The 19,208-nt window shown below is 70.5% G+C and carries 8 protein-coding genes; 3 read left to right on the top strand and 5 right to left on the bottom strand.

Features of this window, described 5'->3' with window-relative positions:
* Nucleotides 1–217 precede the first annotated feature (217 nt).
* Nucleotides 218–7,057: an RHS repeat-associated core domain-containing protein gene (locus ACH5AF_RS11185; protein WP_398901279.1), complete on the top strand. Its 6,840-nt coding sequence runs from the start codon at nt 218–220 to the stop codon at nt 7,055–7,057.
* Nucleotides 7,054–7,551, top strand: a complete 498-nt coding sequence (locus ACH5AF_RS11180; protein ID WP_398901278.1) for a hypothetical protein — start codon at nt 7,054–7,056, stop codon at nt 7,549–7,551. Before ACH5AF_RS11185 ends, ACH5AF_RS11180 begins: the two co-directional genes overlap by 4 nt.
* 175 nt (nt 7,552–7,726) lie before the next feature.
* Here ACH5AF_RS11180 and ACH5AF_RS11175 read toward each other — a convergent pair whose 3' ends face one another.
* Together ACH5AF_RS11175 and ACH5AF_RS11170 are read right to left on the bottom strand one after the other, a co-directional pair.
* A complete protein-coding gene (locus ACH5AF_RS11175; RefSeq protein WP_398901277.1) occupies nt 7,727–8,470 on the bottom strand; it encodes a Clp protease N-terminal domain-containing protein in 744 nt (247 codons plus the stop codon).
* 203 nt (nt 8,471–8,673) lie between these two features.
* Nucleotides 8,674–10,704 carry a M4 family metallopeptidase gene (locus tag ACH5AF_RS11170; RefSeq protein ID WP_398901276.1) on the bottom strand — a complete coding sequence of 677 codons (2,031 nt, stop codon included), beginning with the start codon at nt 10,702–10,704 and terminating at the stop codon, nt 8,674–8,676.
* 261 nt (nt 10,705–10,965) lie between these two features.
* Here ACH5AF_RS11170 and polX point away from each other — a divergent pair, with 261 nt between their 5' ends.
* On the top strand, nt 10,966–12,693 hold the full coding sequence (gene polX, locus ACH5AF_RS11165; protein WP_398901275.1) for a DNA polymerase/3'-5' exonuclease PolX: 1,728 nt from the start codon (nt 10,966–10,968) through the stop codon (nt 12,691–12,693).
* A 17-nt stretch (nt 12,694–12,710) separates the two neighbouring features.
* Here the strand turns inward: polX and ACH5AF_RS11160 are convergent, their stop codons facing one another.
* From ACH5AF_RS11160 to glgX, 3 genes are all read right to left on the bottom strand, one after another.
* A complete protein-coding gene (locus ACH5AF_RS11160; RefSeq protein ID WP_398901467.1) occupies nt 12,711–14,522 on the bottom strand; it encodes an ABC transporter ATP-binding protein in 1,812 nt (603 codons plus the stop codon).
* A gap of 401 nt (nt 14,523–14,923) precedes the next feature.
* Nucleotides 14,924–16,813 (bottom strand): ABC transporter ATP-binding protein, encoded by a 1,890-nt coding sequence (locus tag ACH5AF_RS11155; RefSeq protein ID WP_398901274.1) that lies wholly within the window; start codon nt 16,811–16,813, stop codon nt 14,924–14,926.
* Between the two features lie 115 nt (nt 16,814–16,928).
* Nucleotides 16,929–19,208, bottom strand: a complete 2,280-nt coding sequence (gene glgX / locus ACH5AF_RS11150; RefSeq protein WP_398901273.1) for a glycogen debranching protein GlgX — start codon at nt 19,206–19,208, stop codon at nt 16,929–16,931.

Raw genomic sequence — 19,208 nt, 5'->3', positions numbered from 1 at the left:
CCCACACCCCCCGCCCCCCCCGCCCACCCCCCCCCGGGGGGGGGGGCCCCCCGGGCGGGGGGGGGGGGGGGGGGCCCCCCCCCCCCCCCCCCCCCCCCCCCCCCGCCCGTTCTCTGATTCCGTCCCTTTCTACGTGCGGAGACACGTGATGCCATTTCGTGGCCGGTTGCTGAACCGGCGCGTACCCGGACGGTTGCTCGCAGCGACCGCTCTGGGAGTGACCATCGCCTTGACCGGTGGTTCGGTCCAGGCCCTGCCGATCGAGGACAAGGGCCGTGGCCGGCCCGACGTCCAGGACTTCGGCGACCCGGTGAAGGGCCGCGGTGCCACGCCGCAGCCCCGGCCGTCCGATCCGGCGCGGAAGGCCGCCGTCAAGCGGCTGGACAAGGCGACCTGGCCGGCCGGCGGCAGCGCGAAGGTCGCCGTCGCCGGGTCCGCGGCGGAGGTGAAGGTCGGCGGCCTGCCGGTCGCGGTCACGCCGGTGGCCGCGCGGACGGCCAAGCGGGGCAGCGCCCCGGCCGGCAAGGCGACGCCGGGACCGTCCGCCGTCAGGGTCGACGTCCTGCCCGCGCAGCGGGCCGCGGACCTCGGCGCCGGCGCGGTGCTGCGCGTCCAGCGCGCCGACGACGCCACGAAGGATGCCAAGGTCCGTCTGTCCGTGGACTACTCGGCGTTCGAAGAGGCCTACGGCGGCTCGTACGGCGCACGGCTCCGCCTGGTCCAGCTGCCCGCCTGTGCCGCGGTCGCGGAGCCGGGCAGCAAGGCGTGTCCCACGCCGGGCAAACCGCTGCGGACCGTGAACGACCCGGTGACCAACACGGCCACGGCCGAGGTCACGGCGTCCGCCGCCGAGCCGGGCGGCACATCGACGATGGCCGTGCAGGGCACGTCGCTGGTGGCACTCTCCGCGGGCACCTCGTCGTCGCAGGGAACGTACGGAGCCACACCACTGGCGCCCTCCGCGAGCTGGAGCGTCGCGCAGTCGACGGGCGGGTTCTCCTGGTCGTACCCCATGCGCGCCGTCCCCACGCCGGGCGGACTGACCCCCACCGTGGGGCTCTCGTACAGCTCGCAGGCCGTCGACGGCCGCACCTCCGCCACGAACAACCAGGGCTCCTGGATCGGCGAGGGCTTCGGTTACGAGCCCGACTACATCGAGCGCAGCTACAAGTCCTGTGCCGATGACGGGAGGGACGGCTCGGCCGAGCAGTGCTGGGCGTTCGACAACGCCACGATCATGCTCAAGGGCAGCGCGTCCCAGATCATCAAGGACGACGCGACCGGCAAGTGGAAGCTGTCGAACTCCGACGGTTCCAAGGTCGAGAAGCTGACCGGCGCCACGAACGGCGACAACGATGGCGAGCACTGGAAGATCACCACGGCCGACGGTACGGAGTACTGGTTCGGACTGAACCGGCCGCCGGGCTGGGCGTCGGGCAACGAGGAGACCGCGTCCGTCTGGACCGCCCCCGTCTTCGGTGACGACTCCGGCGAGCCCTGCTACAACGCCACCTTCACCAGCGCCCACTGCAAGCAGGCCTGGCGCTGGAACCTCGACTACGTCAAGGACCGGCACGGCAATGTGATGTCCCACTTCTACGCGAAGGAGGTCAACCACTACGCCCTGAACGCCAAGACGGACGTCAACGGCACGGCCTACGACCGCGGCGGCTACCTGAAGCGGATCGACTACGGCCAGCGCGACGGTTCCGTCTACGCCGGCAAGGCGCCGGCCAGGGTGACCTTCGAGGTCGCCGAACGCTGTCTGCCCGACGCGGCCTTCGACTGCGCGGAGACCAAGCGCACCGTGGCCAACGCCGCACGCTGGCCCGACACCCCGGTCGACCGGGAGTGCAAGGCCGCGACGAAGTGCGGCAGCGACCAGATCGCGCCGACCTTCTTCACCACCAAGCGGCTCACGGCCGTCGTCACGCAGATGCGCAAGGATGCCACGACCTACCAGGACGTGGACGCCTGGACGTTCACGCACCTCTTCCTCGACAACGGCGACGACTCCAAGTCGCTGTGGCTGTCGAAGATCGGCCACGAGGGCCGGGTCGGCACCGCGGCCGCTCTTCCCTCGCTCGACCTGTACGGCATGCAGTACGCCAACCGTGTCGACGCCGTAGGGGACAACATCGCCCCCTTCCACCGCTTCCGGCTGGTCACCGTCGTGAGCGAGACCGGCGCGCAGCTGGACGTCAACTTCGCCCCCGCGGAGTGCTCGGCGAGCGCCCTGCCGAAGCCGGGTGAGTCGGTCAAGCGCTGCTACCCCGTGAAGTGGGCGGCGCCCGGCTACATCGAGCCGATCGACGACTGGTTCCACAAGTACGTCGTCGCCGAGATCGCCGAGACCGACCGCACCGGCGGCGGCGACAGGATGGTCACGCGCTACGCCTACGAGGGCGAGGCCGGCTGGCGCCACTCCAAGCCCGACGGCATCACCCCGGACAAGTTCCTCACCTGGGGCGACTGGCAGGGATACCGCAAGGTCAAGGTCACCAGCGGTTCGGAGGACGTACAGCGGACCCGCGTCGACTACACGTACTTCCAGGGCCTGAACGGCGACAAGATGCCGGGCGGCGGTACGCGTTCGGTGGCGGTCACCGACTCGACCGGGGCCTCGTACCCCGACGACGAGGACTACGTCGGCTTCGAGCTCGAGGCGCAGACGTACAACAGCGGCACGGTCGCCGCCAAGGTGATCACCAAGCCCTGGAAGCACCACACGGCCACCCAGACCAAGGACTGGGGGACCACCCGCGCGACACTGGTCAAGCCGGACACCACCCACGGCTTCACGGCTCTCGCCTCGGGCGGCTGGCGCGAGACGAAGACCCGTACGAGCTACGACACGGCGACCGGCACGGGCCGCGTCACCCAGGTCGAGGACCTCGGTCGGGTCGTGCCCGCCACCGCGCTTCTGGCGGAGCAGGCGGAGGCCGCGAAGGACGACAGCTGCACCCGCACCTGGTACGCCGACAACACCACGGGAACCGCCAACTTCCTCAGCCTGGTCAAGCGGGTCGAGAAGGTCTCGGTCGGCTGCTCGGTCACGCCCGACCGGTCCAAGCAGGTGATCGTCGACGACCGGACCTTCTACGACGGCCTGGCCCACGGCGCGGCCCCCACCCGGGGCCTCGTCAGCTCCACGGAGCGGCTCGCCTCGCACAACGGCACGACCGCGACGTACCAGGAGATGAGCAGCAACACGTACGACTCGTTCGGGCGGATCCTGACCACCACGACGCCCGGCACGGGCAAGACCACGACCACGTACACCGAGACGAACGGTCTGACGACCTCCGTCAAGGGCACCAACGCCCTCAACCACGCCGTGATCACCGACGTCGCTCCCGCCTGGGGTCAGAGCCGGGGACAGACCGACCCGAACGGCAAGCGCACGGACCTGGCCTTCGACGGCCTCGGCCGGGTGACCTCGGTGTGGCTCCAGGACCGGGTGAAGGCCACGCAGACGCCCAGCTCCAAGCACTCTTACCTGGTGCGCAAGGACGCACCACTCGCGATCAAGACGGAGAAGATCGAGAACGGCGGATCCTACGGGGTCGAGTACACCCTGTACGACAGCCTCATACGCGTGCGTCAGAAGCAGGCCGAAGGGCCGGGCGGTACCCGCCTCATGGCGGACACGTTCTACGACAGCCGCGGCAACCTGAAGACGTCGTACGAGACGTACACCGCGACGGGTGCACCCTCCGACCAGCTGCTCGTCGTGCACAACGGCGAGGTCGGCGCGCAGACGCGCTACGAGTACGACGACATGGGCCGCACGACGGCCGAGGTGTTCGCCGTCTCCGGCGTGGAGCAGTGGCGCACCACCACGAGGTACGACGGTGACCGGACCCACGTCACGGCCCCCAAGGGCGGGCTGGCCTCCACGTCCATCACGGATGCGGAGGGCAGGCTGACCGAACTGCGCCAGTACGCCGGGAACGTTCCCGTACTGTCGGGGCCGGGCGTGTACTCCTCGACGACGTACGGCTACACGCCGGCCGGCGGGCTGGAGAAGGTGACCGACTCCCAGGGCAACACCTGGACGGCCGAGTACGACCAGCGGGGCCGCAAGATCCGCACGGTCGACCCCGACGCCGGCGCGGTCACCATGGCATACGACACGGCGGACCGGATGACCTCCACCACGCACGAGGTCACCAAGGAGACCGTCTCGACGACGTACGACGCCATCGGTCGTACGACGATCACCTACGACGGCGCCGTCGCCGACGGGAAGAAGCTCACCGAGCAGCGCTACGACCGCACCGGAATGCTCGGCCAGCCGTACGCGTCGCTGCGCTACACCAGCGCGACCGAGTACTTCGCGTCGGTCGTCCAGACCGCGGACGACTTCTACCGGCCGACCAAGACCGCCTACATCGTGCCCGCTTCCCAGGGTGCGCTGGCCGGCACGTACACCTTCACCGCGGCGTACAACCGGGACGGCACCCCGCAGAGTTCGGGTCTGCCGGCCGCGGGAAGTCTGTCCGCCGAGGTGCTGGCGTACAACTACGACGAGATGCAGCGGCCCGTCTCGATGACGGGCAGCACGACCTACGTGACCAACTCAATCTGGTCGCCCACCAGCCAGCTCCTGCAGATGGAGATGAGCACGGGCGGCAAGAAGACGGCGCAGACCTTCGAGTACGAGACGGGCACGAAGCGTCTCACCCGCTCCGTCGTGGACGTCATCGGATCGACCACGGGCCCGGCCAAGGAGGCCAACTACTCCTACGACCAGGCGGGCAACGTCCTGTCGATCGCGGACACGGCGGTGCCGGCGCAGCCGGACGTGCAGTGCTTCCGCTACGACGGGAACCGGCGCCTGTCAGAGGCATGGACCCCCGTCGCCGACACCACCACGTCCAAGGGATCGGGCACCGAGGCGACGACCGCTCCCGTCCAGGGATCCGTTCCGACGGCCTGTGCCGCGGACCCCGGCAGCAGCGCGCTGGGCGGCCCCGCCCCGTACTGGAAGTCCTTCAGCACAGACGACATCGGCAACCGCACGCAGGACATCACCCACGACATCGGGCTGGATCCCGCCAAGGCCGTTACCCGGACCTTCACCTACGGTGAGAACGGCGCGGGGCCGCACGCGGTGACCAAGGTCGTGTCCAAGACGCCCACCGGCGACCGCGCGACGACCTACGGCTACGACGACGCGGGCCGTATGGACACGCGTACCGACGGCGGCAACACCCACACTCTCGGCTGGGACAGCACCGGGAGGCTGACGAAGTTCGCCTCGCCCGACGACCCGACGACCACGGACCGCAACGAGGCGTCCACGACGACCTACCTCTACGACGCGGACGGATCGCGGGTCCAGCGCAAGGACGCCACGGGCACGACCGTCTACCTCCCCGGCATGGAGCTGCACCTGCCGACGGGGGCGACCAAGGCCGAGGCGACCCGCTACTACACGTACGCGGACCAGACCGTCGCCGTGCGGACGGACGACAACAGGGTCTCTTTCCTGGCCTCTGACCACCACGACACCGGACAGCTGGCGATCGACGCGGTCACCGGCACCGTGACGACACGCCGCTCCGACCCCTACGGCAACCCCCGCGGGATTCAGCCGGAGCAAGGGGCCTGGCCCGGTGACAAGGGCTTCGTCGGTGGCACGATCGACGAGACCACCGGGCTGACCAATGTGGGCGCCCGCGAATACGATCCCGTGCTCGGCAAGTTCATCTCGCCCGACCCGGTGATCGACTTCCTCAACCCGCAGCAGATGAACGCGTACGCCTACGCGAACAACTCGCCGGTCACCCTGTCCGACCCCAGTGGACTCCTGTTCTGCATGGGTGCCTTCTGCGGCGGCCTCCCCGACGTCTTTGAGGACGACGACAAGGAGGTCGAGGAGGCACAGGAGGAGGTGAACACCGCCAAGTCCAACGTCAAGGCCGCGGACGCCGGTGTGACGAAGGTCGCCGACGCGATCATCGAGGAGATCAAGGACATCGTCGGCGTCAACGCCCTGCAAGACTGCGCGTCGAACCCCACGGTCGGCAAGTGCCTCAAGGCCGCGGGTGAGATCGCCCTGAACTTCGTCGGCGGAGCGGTCCTCAAGGGCCTCTTCAAGGCGAAGCGGATCGCGAAGGCCCTCGACCTCGTGCCCGACCTGTACCGGGCGATCACCAAGCTGGAGAAGGCTGAGGACAAGCTCGACAAGGCGGAGGACAAGCTCAAGAAGGCGAATGAGAAGGCGAAGGCGAGGAAAAAGAAAAAGAAGGACGACGACGAGGAGGAATGCGAGGCACACAGCTTCCTCCCGGGCACGACCGTCCTGCTGGCCGACGGCAGCAGCAAGCCGATCGAGGACGTGGTCCTGGGCGACAAGGTGACGGCCACCGACCCTGCAACGGGCCGGGAGACCACACGCGACGTCGTCGGCACCATCGTCACCGAGTCGGACAAGGACTTCGTCGACCTCACCGTGCGCAGCGCGGCCGGGGGCAGCTCCTCCGCACTGATCTCGACGGTGACCCACCCGTTCTGGGTGGCCTCCGAGGGGCGGTGGATCGACGCCGGTGAGCTCCTGCCGGGCATGCAGCTGAGCACGCCTTCCGAGGACCAGGTCACGGTGGTCGGTACCCGCTACTTCCAACAGCGGCAGCGGACGCACGACCTCACGATCGACGGCATCCACTCCTACTACGTCAACGCCGGCGACACGCCGCTCCTGGTCCACAACTGCCTGGTCACGGTGTACCACTACACCAACAAGTCCGGCTACAACGGCATCAGGGCGGGCAACCCGTACAAGATCAAGCCAGGTGACTCCAAGAACGGCGCGGGCCCGTTCTTCACCACGCGCAGTCCCGCGGACCTCACGGCTCCGGGTGCGTTCAAGAAGCTGGGCATCACGAACGAGAAGTCGCAGTACGTGATGGAGCTCCAGGTCCCGCAGAGCGCGCTCGTGCCGCTGCGCGGCGACCGGGGCAAGTTCATCTTCTCGATTCCGCAGGGCGTTACCGTGGCCAGAGCGAGGGTCAGGTACTTCGGCCCCACTACTGGATGGAAGGCGCCATGATCACAGGCGGTGACACGGTCCTCGTGGCCTGCGGGCCCGTACCGGCGGCGATCGAGCGGTTCCTCGACCGCTGGTCCGCGCGGTGGCCGCAGCTCAGGGTCGCCGCGGGAGGCGAGGACGCCGACGCGTTCTTGCCGTGGGTGCCCGGCGCGATGCGGCTCGGCGAGCTCTCGGGCCATGTCCTCGTCGCCCGTGACGAGGAGATGGTGGCGGGCTGGGACGACTCGGGCTATGTGCTCGACTCCCGGCAGGAGGGACCGTTCTCCCTGGCGTACGAGCCGGCGGGCTGGCGTTCCCTGAAGGCCATGGCCCTCGAGGATCCCTATGTCCGCACGGGGTTCGGCTACGAGCCGTACGAGATCTCCCTCATCGGCTCAGGGCTGCAGATGATCACTGTGGTCGCCCCTGAGGAGGGGCCGTTCCGCCAGGCCGTCGTCGACACACTGACGGCGTGCCTCGGCCCGGGTCCGGCGGACGGCGGCACCGCCCGCTGATCCCACCGGCCCGGATACCGGGCGAACGCACTGCGACGGGAGGACCGCCCCCAGCATCACCGGGGGCGGTCCTCCTCGTTGTCCACGTCCGTGACGGCCACCTTCGACGCGGCCGCCCGTGAAGAGCCGGTGAGCGGGCGTCGACTCGTACCTCTTGGCGTGGTGTGCCCGCGGGCTACGACTCCCTCTGCGGGGCCGCGACGATGGCGGCGAGTGCCTCCGACACCTGCCGCTCGGTAGCGCCCTTGTCGATGCCGAGCGCCGAGAGCGGGCCGGTGCCGTCCTCCGCCTCCAGCAGGGCCAGCAGGATGTGCTCGGTGCCGATGTAGTTGTGGCCCAGCCGCAGGGCCTCGCGGAAGGTGAGCTCCAGGATCTTGCGGGCCCGGGCGTCGTACGGCGCGACCTCGGGGAGGTCATCGGCGGCCGGGGGCAGCGCCGCCGTCACCGACGCGCGGACCCGGTCGGCGCCGGCGCCCTGCGCGGTGAGCGCCTTGGCGGCGAGACCCTCGGGCTCGGCGAGCAGACCGAGCGTGAGGTGCTCGGCGCCGACGTGCGTGTTGCGGGCCTCACGGGCTTCGTTGGCGGCCGCCGTGATGACGTTCCTGGCCCGCGGGGTGAACCGGCTGAAGCCCTGGCTCGGGTCCAGGTCGAGCGGCCGGTCGGACTCCTTGGTCACGAAGCGCTTCTGGGCGGCCTGCTTGGTGACGCCCATGGACGTGCCGATCTCCGTCCACGAGGCGCCGGAGCGGCGGGCCTGGTCGACGAAGTGGCCGATGAGGTGGTCGGCGATGTCGCCGAGGTGGTCCGCCGCGATGACCGCGTCGGACAGCTGGTCGAGGGGCTGGGAGTGGGCCTTCTTGATGGCTTCGATCAGATCGTCGAGCCGTACGGGATGGGTCAGACGGATAGGATCGGTCATGCGACAACCTTAGGTTGACGCTCGATGGATCGTCAACCCTTGGTTGACGTCACGCGGTCCGTCGGCCCTGCAGCCCGCCTCGTGCACCGCAATCGCCGGAGGCCCCGTCGTCCGCCGGCAGCACCTGATCATCCGCCCTACGGCGGAGCCGCCCGGGGCGCGGTGCACCCCGGGCGGCAGTGGGACAGCGGTGTGACACCGGCTCAGAAGCTGAGCTTCCAGCTGTTGATGTGGCCCGTGTCGTAGCGCGCCACGTCCTGCACCCGCAGCTTCCAGGTGCCGTTCGCCACCTCGCTGGAGGCGTTGACCGTGTACGTGGTCTGGACGTTGTCCGCCGAGTCCGAGCCGCTCGAGTTCTTCAGGCGGTACGCGGTCCCGTCCGGGGCCAGCAGGTCGATGACCAGGTCACCGCGCCAGGTGTGGATGATGTCCACGCCGACCTTGAGGGTCGGGGGCGCGTTGCCCGTGCGGCCCGTGACGTTGATGGAGGAGGTCACCGCCGCGCCCGGGGAGTCCGGGATGGACACATCGGCGGTGTTCTCAAAGACGGTGCCCGGCTCGCCCGGGTCCCCGCCGGGACGAGAGCCGACGTTGATGCCTGCCCAGGCGTCGGTGACCGACTTGACCTCGGCGCTGCTCGCTCCGTACAGCTCCGTCGCCACGGCGATGGTGCCGGTGCGGGCCCCCGCGTAGTCCGTGCGGGAGCTGAACTTCGTGGTGAGCGCCTTGAACCAGATCAGCGCTGCCTTCTCGCGGCCGATGCCGGTCACGGGCAGGCCGTCGGAGGTCGGCGAGTCGTAGTTCACGCCGTTGACGGTCTTGGCGCCGCTGCCCTCGGAGAGCAGGTAGAACCAGTGGTTGGCCGGTCCCGAGGAGTAGTGGACGTCGATGTTGCCGATGCCGGAGTACCAGTAGTCCTTGGAGGAGCCGTCCTTGCTCGGCTTGTCCATGTAGCGCAGCGGGGTGCCGTTGCCGCGGATGTCGATCTTCTCGCCGACGAGGTAGTCGCCGACGTCCTGGGAGTTGTTGGCGTAGAACTCCACGGCCGCGGCGAAGATGTCGGAGGTCGCCTCGTTGAGGCCGCCCGACTCGCCGCTGTAGACCAGGCCCGCCGTGTTGGACGTGAGGCCGTGCGTCATCTCGTGCGCGGCCACGTCGATCGACGTCAGCGGCTTGGTGTTGTTCGCGCCGTCCCCGTAGGTCATGCAGAAGCAGGAGTCCGACCAGAACGCGTTCACATACGCGTTGCCGTAGTGCACACGGGAGTACGCGCCGACGCCGTCGCCGCGTATGCCCGAGCGGCCGTACACGTTCTTGAGGTAGTCCCAGGTGAGGGCCGCACCGTAGTGTGCGTCGGCGCCGGCGGTCTCGGCGTTCTGCGGGGTGCCGTCGCCCCAGATGTCGTCGGGGCCCGAGAACAGTGTGCCGGTGCCGGACGTACCCCGGTTGAGGTTGTACGTCTTGTGGTTGCCGCGCCCGGTGTCGGTCAGCGTGTACGACGGCGCGGTGCCGAGCGTGACCTGGCCGCTGTACTGGGTGTTGCCCGTGCCGTTGTGGACGGCCTGGCGCTCGAAGAGCTTCTCGCCCGTGGTGGCGTCGGTGATCACGTGCAGCTCGTTGGGCGTGCCATCGTGCTGGAGCCCGCCGACGACCGTCTCGTACGCGAGCGTCGGCTTGCCGTCGGCCAGCCAGATCACCTTGCGCGGCCCGCGGTCGGCCTTCGTCCTGGCGGACCCCTCCGCCTTGGCCGCGCTCACCGCCTGCTTCTCGGCCGTGGCCGGAGCGACGTCGGCGCTGGTGTCGACATTCTTCAGGGCGGCCCTCGACGCCTTGGTGACGGACTCGGTGGCGCCGGCCGCGCTCTGCGCGACCACGAGGTCGCCGCCGAGGACCGGCAGGCTCGCGTAGGTGCGTTCGTAACGGGTGTGCGTGGTGCCGTCGCGGTCCTGGACGACGTCCCGGACGACGAGCTTCTCCTGGGGCCCGAGGCCGAGTTCCTTCGCGGTGGCGGCCGTGGTCGCGGTCGCTTCGCGGATCAGCTCCGCACGCTGGGCGGGGGAGAGGTTCTTGGGCAGGGCGCCGGGGTCGGCCTTGCCCGCGGCCTGCGCCTTGGGGGCGGATGTGCCGCCGGGGTCGGCTCCGGCGGAACCGGTCTGCATGCCCACGGCGAGCATGGCGGCGGCGGCGATCAGAGCACCCGTCGCGGTGGCGCGACGGTTTGGCGTGGATCTCACGCAGACTCCTTTTGCGAGGGGGGTACCGGCTGCTGGGTGTGCGGCCGGGCAGAGCAAACAGAGCTGGCGGAGCGAAGTGAGCTGGCGGAGCACGGTGCACGCGGATCGGGGGAAGAGTGGCATTGGCGCGGGCCTTATGACAGGGGCGCGTCAAGAGTTGGCCAGAAATCGTCCGTTGCCCGAAAAGTCATGTTCGTTAAGCGGACGTTTCGGCGGGCATCGCCCATGCGTGGCAGTCGGCCCTCGGGGCACCCGGCGGATATGACCAGGGCCAACGAGGAGGTCGAGGCGCTGCTCGAGGAGTACGCCGACCTCGTCACGATCACCGGCGGTGACGCCTTCAAGGCGCGCGCCTACGAGAAGGCAGCCCGTGCGATCGGAGGCTTCCCCGCCGACGTCTCGAAGCTCGACATCAAGGGGCTGAAGGAGATCCCCAACGTGGGGAAGTCGATCGCCGAGAAGGTCGTCGAGTACCTCCGGACCGGTCAGGTCTCCACCATCGAGGAGGCCAGGGCCTCCATTCCGGCAGGGGTGCGCGAGCTGATCACCATCCCCACGCTCGGCCCCAAGAAGGCGATGGTCCTCTACGAGGAACTGGACATCTCCTCGGTGGACCAGCTGCTCGACGCCATCCACCAGGAGCGACTGCGTGACCTGCGCGGATTCGGCGAGAAGACCGAGGAGAACGTCCTCCACGGCATCGAACTCATGCAGAAGGCCGGCCGGAGCGGCCGCATCCTCATCAACGCCGCGATGGACGTCGCCGAACGGATCGTCGCCGAGCTGTCCGCGGTCACCGGCTGCTCAGGGTGCACCTATGCGGGGTCGCTGCGCCGTATGAAGGAGACCATCGGGGACATCGACATCCTGGTGGCCGCCGAGCGGTCGGCACCCTTCATGGAGGCCTTCGGCCACCTTCCGCACACGGCCGAGGTCATCGCCCGCGGGGAGAAGAAGACCTCGGTCCGGACCACCAAGGGACTCCAGGTCGACCTGAGGGTCCTGCCGCCCGACTCATGGGGAGCGGGGCTCCAGTACTTCACCGGCTCCAAGGCCCACAACATCCGCACCCGCGAGATCGCGGTGCGCCACAAGCTCAAGCTCTCCGAGTACGGGCTCTTCCACGCCAAGAGCGGGAAGAAGATCACCTCGGCGAACGAGGAGGACATCTACGCCCGGCTCGGCCTGCCCTGGATCCCGCCGCCCCTGCGCGAGGACCGCGGCGAGATCGCGGCCGGACTGCGCGACGAACTCCCCGAGCTGCTGACCGACCGCGACATCCGGGGCGACCTCCACACCCACACCGACCTCACCGACGGACTCGCCCCGCTGGAGGACATGATCGCCGCCGCCGCGGATCTCGGCTACGCCTACTTCGCGATCACCGACCACGCCCCCAACCTCGCCATGCAGCGGATGACCGACGAAAAGATGCTCGCGCAGCGCGAGCGCGTACGGGAACTCGACCGGAAGCACCATGGGATGCGGCTGCTGCACGGCACCGAACTCAACATCGGGCCGGAGGGCGAAGTGGACTGGCCCGACGCGTTCCTGGCCGGGTTCGACCTGTGCGTGGCCTCGGTCCACTCGCACTTCAACCAGAACCGCCGTGAGCTGACCCGGCGGCTGCTGCGCGCCTGCGAGAACCCGCACGTCGCCATCATCGGCCACCCCACCACCCGGCTGCTCGGCAAACGGCCGGGCATCGACGCCGACTTCGACGCCGTATTCGAAGCCTGCGCCCGAACGGGCACCGCCCTGGAGATCAACTCACACCCGGAACGGCTCGATCTCTGCGACGAGGAGATCCTGCGCGCCAAGCGGTACGGGGTGAAGTTCGCGGTCGACTCCGACGCGCACTCCACCACGCACCTGCCCTACATGCGCTACGGCGTCGGCACCGCCCAGCGCGGCTGGCTCACCAAGGACGACGTCATCAACGCATGGCCGCTGACGAAGCTGCGCCGCTTCCTGCGCGGCGGGGCCTGAGCTCTCCCGGCACGGCGTCAGCCCACCACACTCTCGTGCCACGCCTTGTGCAGACCCGCGAAACGGCCCTCGCCACCGATCAGTTCGGCAGGCGACCCGTCCTCGACGATCCGCCCCCGCTCCATCACCAGCACCCGGTCCGCGATCTCCACCGTCGACAGCCGGTGCGCGATCACCACGGCCGTGCGCCCCTCCAGCACGGTGGCCATCGCCCGCTGCACCGCCCGCTCCCCGGGGATGTCCAGCGAACTCGTCGCCTCGTCCAGGATCAGCACCGCCGGGTCGGCGAGCAGTGCACGGGCGAAGGCCACCAACTGGCGCTGACCCGCGGAGATGCGCCCGCCCCGCTTGCGCACATCGGTGTCGTAGCCCTCGGGCAGCGCGGTGACGAAGTCGTGCGCCCCGATGGCCTTCGCCGCCTGCTCGATCTCCGCGCGGCCGGCGTCGGGCCGGCCGATCGCGATGTTCTCCGCGACCGTGCCGGAGAACAGGAACGCCTCCTGTGTCACCATCACGACCCCGCGGCGCAGCTCCGGCACGGCCAGGTCCCGCAGATCCGTCCCGTCGAGGAGCACCCGGCCGTGCGTCGGGTCGTAGAACCGGGCCAGCAGCTTGGCCAGGGTCGACTTGCCCGCGCCTGTCGAGCCGACGACGGCGACCGTCTGCCCGGCCGGGATCGTCAGATCGAAGGGCGGCAGCACTTCGCCACCGGTGCGGTAGCCGAAGCCGACCCGCTCGAAGACGACCTCCCGGCCGGGACGGCCGCCGTCGCGCACCGGCAGCTCACGCGGCCGCGCCGGCTCCGGAACGGACGGGACCTGCGCCAGCAGCCCGGCGATCTTCTCCAGCGAGGCGGCCGCCGACTGGTAGGAGTTGAGAAACATCGCGAGCCGGTCGATCGGGTCGTACAGCCGCCGCAGGTACAGCACCGCCGCCGCCAGCACACCCAGCGCCAGTGTCCCGGACGCGACCCGGTAGGCGCCCCACAGCACGATCCCGGCCACCGCGGTGTTGGCCACGAGCCGCGAACCCACCACATAGCGGGCCATCTCCAGCAGGGCGTCGCCGTTGCGGCGCGCATGGCGGTCGTTCAGCACGCGGAAGGCGTCGTCGTTGGCCCGCTCCCGGCGGAAGGCGCGAACGGGACGGATGCCGTTCATCGTCTCGGCGAACTTCACGATGACCGCGGCGATCGCCGTCGACCGCGCCATGAACACCGACTTCGCACGCCGCTGGTAGAGCCGCCCCAGCAGGTACAGCGGCACGAACGAGAGCACCGCGATCCCGCCGAGTCCCACGTCCAGCCAGAGCAGCATGGCCGAGATGAAGACGAACGCGAGAACGACGCCGATCAGTTCCTGCAGCCCCTCGCTCAGCAGCTCCCGCAGGGACTCGACGTCCGTGGTCGACCGGGAGATCAGGCGGCCGGAGGTGTAGCGCTCGTGGAAGTCCACGCTCAGCGCCTGGGCATGGCGGAAGATACGGCCCCGCAGATCGAGCAGCACGTCCTGGTTGACGCGGGCGGACGCGCGGATGAAGCCGTATTGGAGGAAGCCGGCCGCAAGCGCGCACAGTGCGTATCCGGCGCCGACGGCGATCAGCGGGCGGTGGTCGTCCGCCCGGAAGGCGGGCACGCCGTGGTCGATGGCGTACGCGACGAGCAGCGGACCCGCCTGGACGGTCGCCTGCTGGAGCAGCAGAAGGACCGCGGCGAGCACCACGCGCGCCCGGAGGGGCGCGAGCAGCGAACGCAGCAGGGCCCCGGTCGCGCCCTTGGACGCGGGCAGGGCGTCCCGGTCGAACGGGTCGTCCACCCCGAGGGGCTGCACCGGCTTCCCGTCGGCCCCGAAGCCGCGCCCCGCGGTGTCGCCGCTGCCGGTGGCGGTGGCGGTGGTGGTGGCGGTGGCGGTGGCGGTGGCAGCGGTGGCGGTGGCGCCCGGGGCGGCCCCGTCGGCGGGCCCGCCCGCCGGGAGCGCCACCGGATCGGTCGTCCGGCCGTGGGCCGGGCCGACGGCCGGACCAGCGCATGGGTCGCGCGGCGGCCCTGCGGCCGGTTCCCCGGCTGGGTCGGCTGCGGGATCGGCCGTCGGGTGCCGGGCCGGGCCGACCCGTGGGGCGTGCGCCGGGCCCGCCGCCGGGTCGGTCATCGGACGGGTCGCCGAACCGGTCGCCGGGGTCGGGCCCGGGCCCGGCGTCGGGTCCTGGGTCGGGCCCGTTGTCGAACCCGTGGTCACCGGGCCCTCCCTTCCGCGCCTGTGGCGCTTCTCCGGGCCGGTGCGCCCGCCCCGGCGGTCGTCTCCGGAGCGTTCGGCTCCCCCGCGTCCTCCGCATCCCCTGGGCCGTCAGGCCTTCCGGTGCCCGACATCAGCCAGGCGTACTCCGCGTTGGTCCGCAGCAGATCGTGGTGCGTGCCCACCGCCGCGATCCGGCCGCCGGACAGCAGCGCCACCCGGTCGGCGAGCATGACCGTCGACGGGCGGTGCGCCACCACCAGGGCCGTGGTGTCCTGAAGGACCCGGCGCAGCGCCGCCTCCACCAGCGTCTCGGTGTGCACGTCGAGCGCCGAGAGGGGGTCGTCGAGCACCAGGAAGCGGGGCCGCCCGACGACCGCGCGCGCCAGCGCCAGCCGCTGGCGCTGACCGCCGGACAGGCTCAGACCCTGCTCGCCGACCTGCGTGCGGGCGCCGTGCGGCAGGTCGTCGACGAAGCCCGCCTGCGCGATGTCCAGGGAGCGCCGCAGGTCGGCGTCCGTCGCGTCATGTGCGCCCATCAGCACGTTCTCCCCGACGCTCGCCGAGAACAGTGTCGGCTCCTCGAAGGCCACGGACACCAGCTCGCGCAGCCGTTCCCGGGGCAGCGAGGTGATGTCCCGGCCGTCGAGCGTGATGCGTCCGGCGGTGACGTCGTAGAGCCGCGGCACCAGTGCCGTGAGCGTGGTCTTGCCGCTGCCGGTGCCGCCGACGAGCGCCATCGTCTCGCCGGGACGCACATGCAGGTCCACCCGGGCGAGGACGGGGGCGACGTCCTCCGGGGCGTCCGGGTAGCGGAACTCGACGCCCTCGAAGCGCAGTCCGCCCTCCCCTGCCGCAGCGCGCCGCGCGTCGTCGGCCGTCTCCCGCTCCTCGGGGGCGTCCAGCACCTCGAAGTACCGGTCCGCCGCGGTGGCCGCCTCCTGGCTCATCGCCAGCAGGAAGCCGATCGACTCCACCGGCCAGCGCAGCGCCAGCGCGGTCGACAGGAACGCCACCAGCGTGCCCGCCGACAGCCTGCCGTCCGCGACCTGGACGGTGCCCAGCACGAGGGCCGCGCCGATCGCCAGTTCCGGGACGACCGTGATGATCGCCCAGATGCCGCCGAGCAGCCGGGCCTTGCCCAGCTCCGTGCCGCGCAGCCGCTCCGACAGTGCCCGGAACGCCTCGGCCTGACTGCGGTGCCGGCCGAAGCCCTTGACGACACGGATGCCGAGGACGCTCTCCTCCACGACCGTCGTCAGGTCGCCGACCTGGTCCTGCGCCCGGCGGGCGACCAGCGCATACCTCTTCTCGAAGAGATTGCACGCGACGACGAGCGGCACCACCGGCGCGAGCAGCACCAGACCGAGCGTCCACTCCTGGTCCAGCAGGAGCACGAAACCGACCAGGATCGTCGTCCCGTTGACGAGCAGGAACGTCAGCGGGAAGGCCAGGAACATCCGAAGCAGCATCAGGTCCGTCGTGCCCCTGGAGAGCAGCTGCCCCGAGGCCCACCGGTCGTGGAAGGCGACCGGCAGGCGCTGCAGATGCCGGAAGAGATCGGCGCGCATCGCCGCCTCCACCCCGGCGAGCGGCCGGGCCACCAGCCACCGCCGGAAGCCGAACAGAGCGGCCTCCGCGACGCCGAGGAGCAGCAGCACAAGCGCCCCGAGCCACACCCCGCCCGGATCGCTGCCCGCCACCGGGCCGTCCACGATCCACTTGAGGACCAGTGGGATGACAAGGCTCAGACAGGAGGCCACAATCGCGACGAACGCAGCGCTGAACAGGCGGGTGCGCACGGGCCGCACATAGGGCCACAGCCGCAGCAGCGAGCGTACGGCGGATCGCTCGGACGAAGGACCGGGGGCGACGGGTGAGGTGGGCATCAGGTGCGAGCCTACGGTTCACCACTGACAGTCCTCATGTGGTTTTCCGGCCACCGGGGGAGCGCCCGGGAGACGTTCACCCGAAGGCCGGTATGCGGCACGTGCGAGGCCCGTATCAGGTCCGCACACGCAGCAGCAGTACGCAGCGGGCGGGCATCCTGACCACGGCACCCCCCTCGTGCACCGTCCCCGGCGCCCGCGCCTGCTCCTCCCTCGAGGTGTCGACCACCAGTTCGTACGCCTGGGCCCACGGCGGCCCCGGCAGCCGGAAGTCCACCGGCTCCGCCGCCGCATGCAGGATCATCAGGAAACTGTCGTCCGTCACCTGCGCCCCCCGTGCGTCCCGCCCGGGAATGTCGCGACCGGACAGGTAGAGCGCGAGCGTCGCGGACGGCGCGTACCAGTCGCCCTCGTTCATCTCCGTGCCCTGCGGGGTGAACCACGCCAGGTCCCGCAGCCCGTCCGGTGCCTGCGGCCGGCCCGAGAAGAAGGCACGCCGCCGCAGCACCGGATGGGTGTGGCGCAGCGCGAGCAGCCGCCGGGTCAGCTCCAGCAGCCCGCGCCCGGTCTCCTGCTCCGGCAGCGACCAGTCCACCCAGCTGACCTCGTTGTCCTGGCAGTAGGCGTTGTTGCTGCCGCCCTGTGTGCGGCCCATCTCGTCACCCGCCACCAGCATCGGCACCCCGGTCGACAGCAGCAGCGTGGTGAGCAGGTTGCGCATCTGCCTGCGGCGCAGCGCGTTGATCCCCGGGTCGTCCGTCTCGCCCTCGGCGCCGCAGTTCCACGACCGGTTGTCGTGGGTGCCGTCCCGGTTGCCCTCACCGTTGGCCTCGTTGTGCTTGTGCTGGTAACTGACCAGGTCGCGCAGGGTGAAACCGTCGTGCGCGGTGACGAAGTTGATCGACGCGTACGGGCGGCGCCCGCCCCAGGCGTACAGATCGCTGGAGCCGGACAGCCGGTAGCCGAGATCCCGTACATCGGGCAGCGTCCCGCGCCAGAAGTCCCGTACGGCGTCGCGGTAGCGGTCGTTCCACTCCGTCCACAGCGGGGGGAAGGCGCCCACCTGATAGCCGCCGTTGCCGACGTCCCACGGCTCGGCGATCAGCTTCACCCGCCGTAGCACCGGGTCCTGGGCGATGACGGCGAGGAAGGGGGACAGCATGTCGACGTCGTGCATGGAGCGGGCGAGGGCCGCCGCCAGGTCGAAGCGGAAGCCGTCGACACCCATCTCGGTGACCCAGTACCGCAGTGAGTCGGTGATCAGCCGCAGCACATGGGGCTGCACCACATGCAGGGTGTTGCCGCATCCCGTGTAGTCCGCATACCGCCGGGCGTCCGCCTGGAGGCGGTAGTAGCCGCGGTTGTCGATGCCGCGCAGCGACAGCATCGGCCCCAGCTCGCCCGCCTCCGCCGTGTGGTTGTAGACCACGTCGAGGACGACCTCGATCCCGGCGGCGTGCAGGGCGCGCACCATCCGCTTGAACTCACCGACCTGCTGACCTGCCGTGCCGGACGCCGCGTACGCGCCGTGCGGGGCGAAGTAGCCGATGGAGTTGTAGCCCCAGTAGTTGACGAGCCCCCGCCGCAGCAGGTGGTCCTCGTGCGCGAATTGATGCACGGGCAGCAGTTCCACCGCTGTCACCCCGAGCCCCACCAGATGCTCGATCGCGGCGGGGTGCGCGAGGCCCGCGTACGTACCCCGCAGCTCCTCGGGAATGCCGGGGTGCAGCCGGGTGAAGCCACGCACGTGCACCTCATAGATGACCGAGTCCGCCCACGGGGTCTTCGGCCTGCGGTCGTCCATCCACTCGTCGCCGTCGGCGTCGTCGTGGACCACGACACCCTTGGGCACGAACGGCGCCGAGTCCCGGTCGTCGCGCACCGTGTCGGCGACATGCTGCTGCGGCCAGTCCCGGACGTGCCCGTACACCTCCGGCGGCAGTCCGAGGTCGGCGTAGTCCCCGTCCACCGCGCGGGCGTACGGATCGAGCAGCAGCTTCGCGGGATTCCAGCGTGCTCCGGTCCACGGGTCCCAGCGGCCGTGCACCCGGTAGCCGTAACGCGTGCCGGGCCCCACGCCCGGCACGAAGCCGTGCCAGATCTCATGCGTCAGCTCGGTCAGCGGCACCCGCGTCTCGGCGGCCGAGGGGCCGAGGCCGTCGAACAGGCACAGCTCGACCGCCTCGGCCCCGCCGGCCCACAGCGCGAAGTTGGTCCCCGCGACTCCGTCGGGCCCCACGCGGTAACGCGCCCCCAGGGGAGTCGGCGTCCCCGGCCACGCGAGCGCGGCACGCACCGCCGGACGACGACCCTGCGTGCCCGCCGCCGACGGCGCTCGCGGCGGGGCCCCCCGCACTCCTTCGTCCACCGTCTCCTGCTCGGCTGCGCTCGACAC

Source organism: Streptomyces sp. NPDC018833 (genome assembly GCF_044390825.1).
Lineage (GTDB): Bacteria > Actinomycetota > Actinomycetes > Streptomycetales > Streptomycetaceae > Streptomyces.
This window is presented reverse-complemented; position numbering and strand designations above follow the sequence as displayed.

Coding starts and splice junctions, on each gene's coding strand:
- ACH5AF_RS11180 (WP_398901278.1), top strand. CDS start 7,054: ATGATCACAGGCGGTGACACGGTCCTCGTGGCCTGCGGGCCCGTACCG.
- ACH5AF_RS11175 (WP_398901277.1), bottom strand. CDS start 8,470: ATGACCGATCCTATCCGTCTGACCCATCCCGTACGGCTCGACGATCTG.
- polX (WP_398901275.1), top strand. CDS start 10,966: ATGACCAGGGCCAACGAGGAGGTCGAGGCGCTGCTCGAGGAGTACGCC.
- ACH5AF_RS11155 (WP_398901274.1), bottom strand. CDS start 16,813: ATGCCCACCTCACCCGTCGCCCCCGGTCCTTCGTCCGAGCGATCCGCC.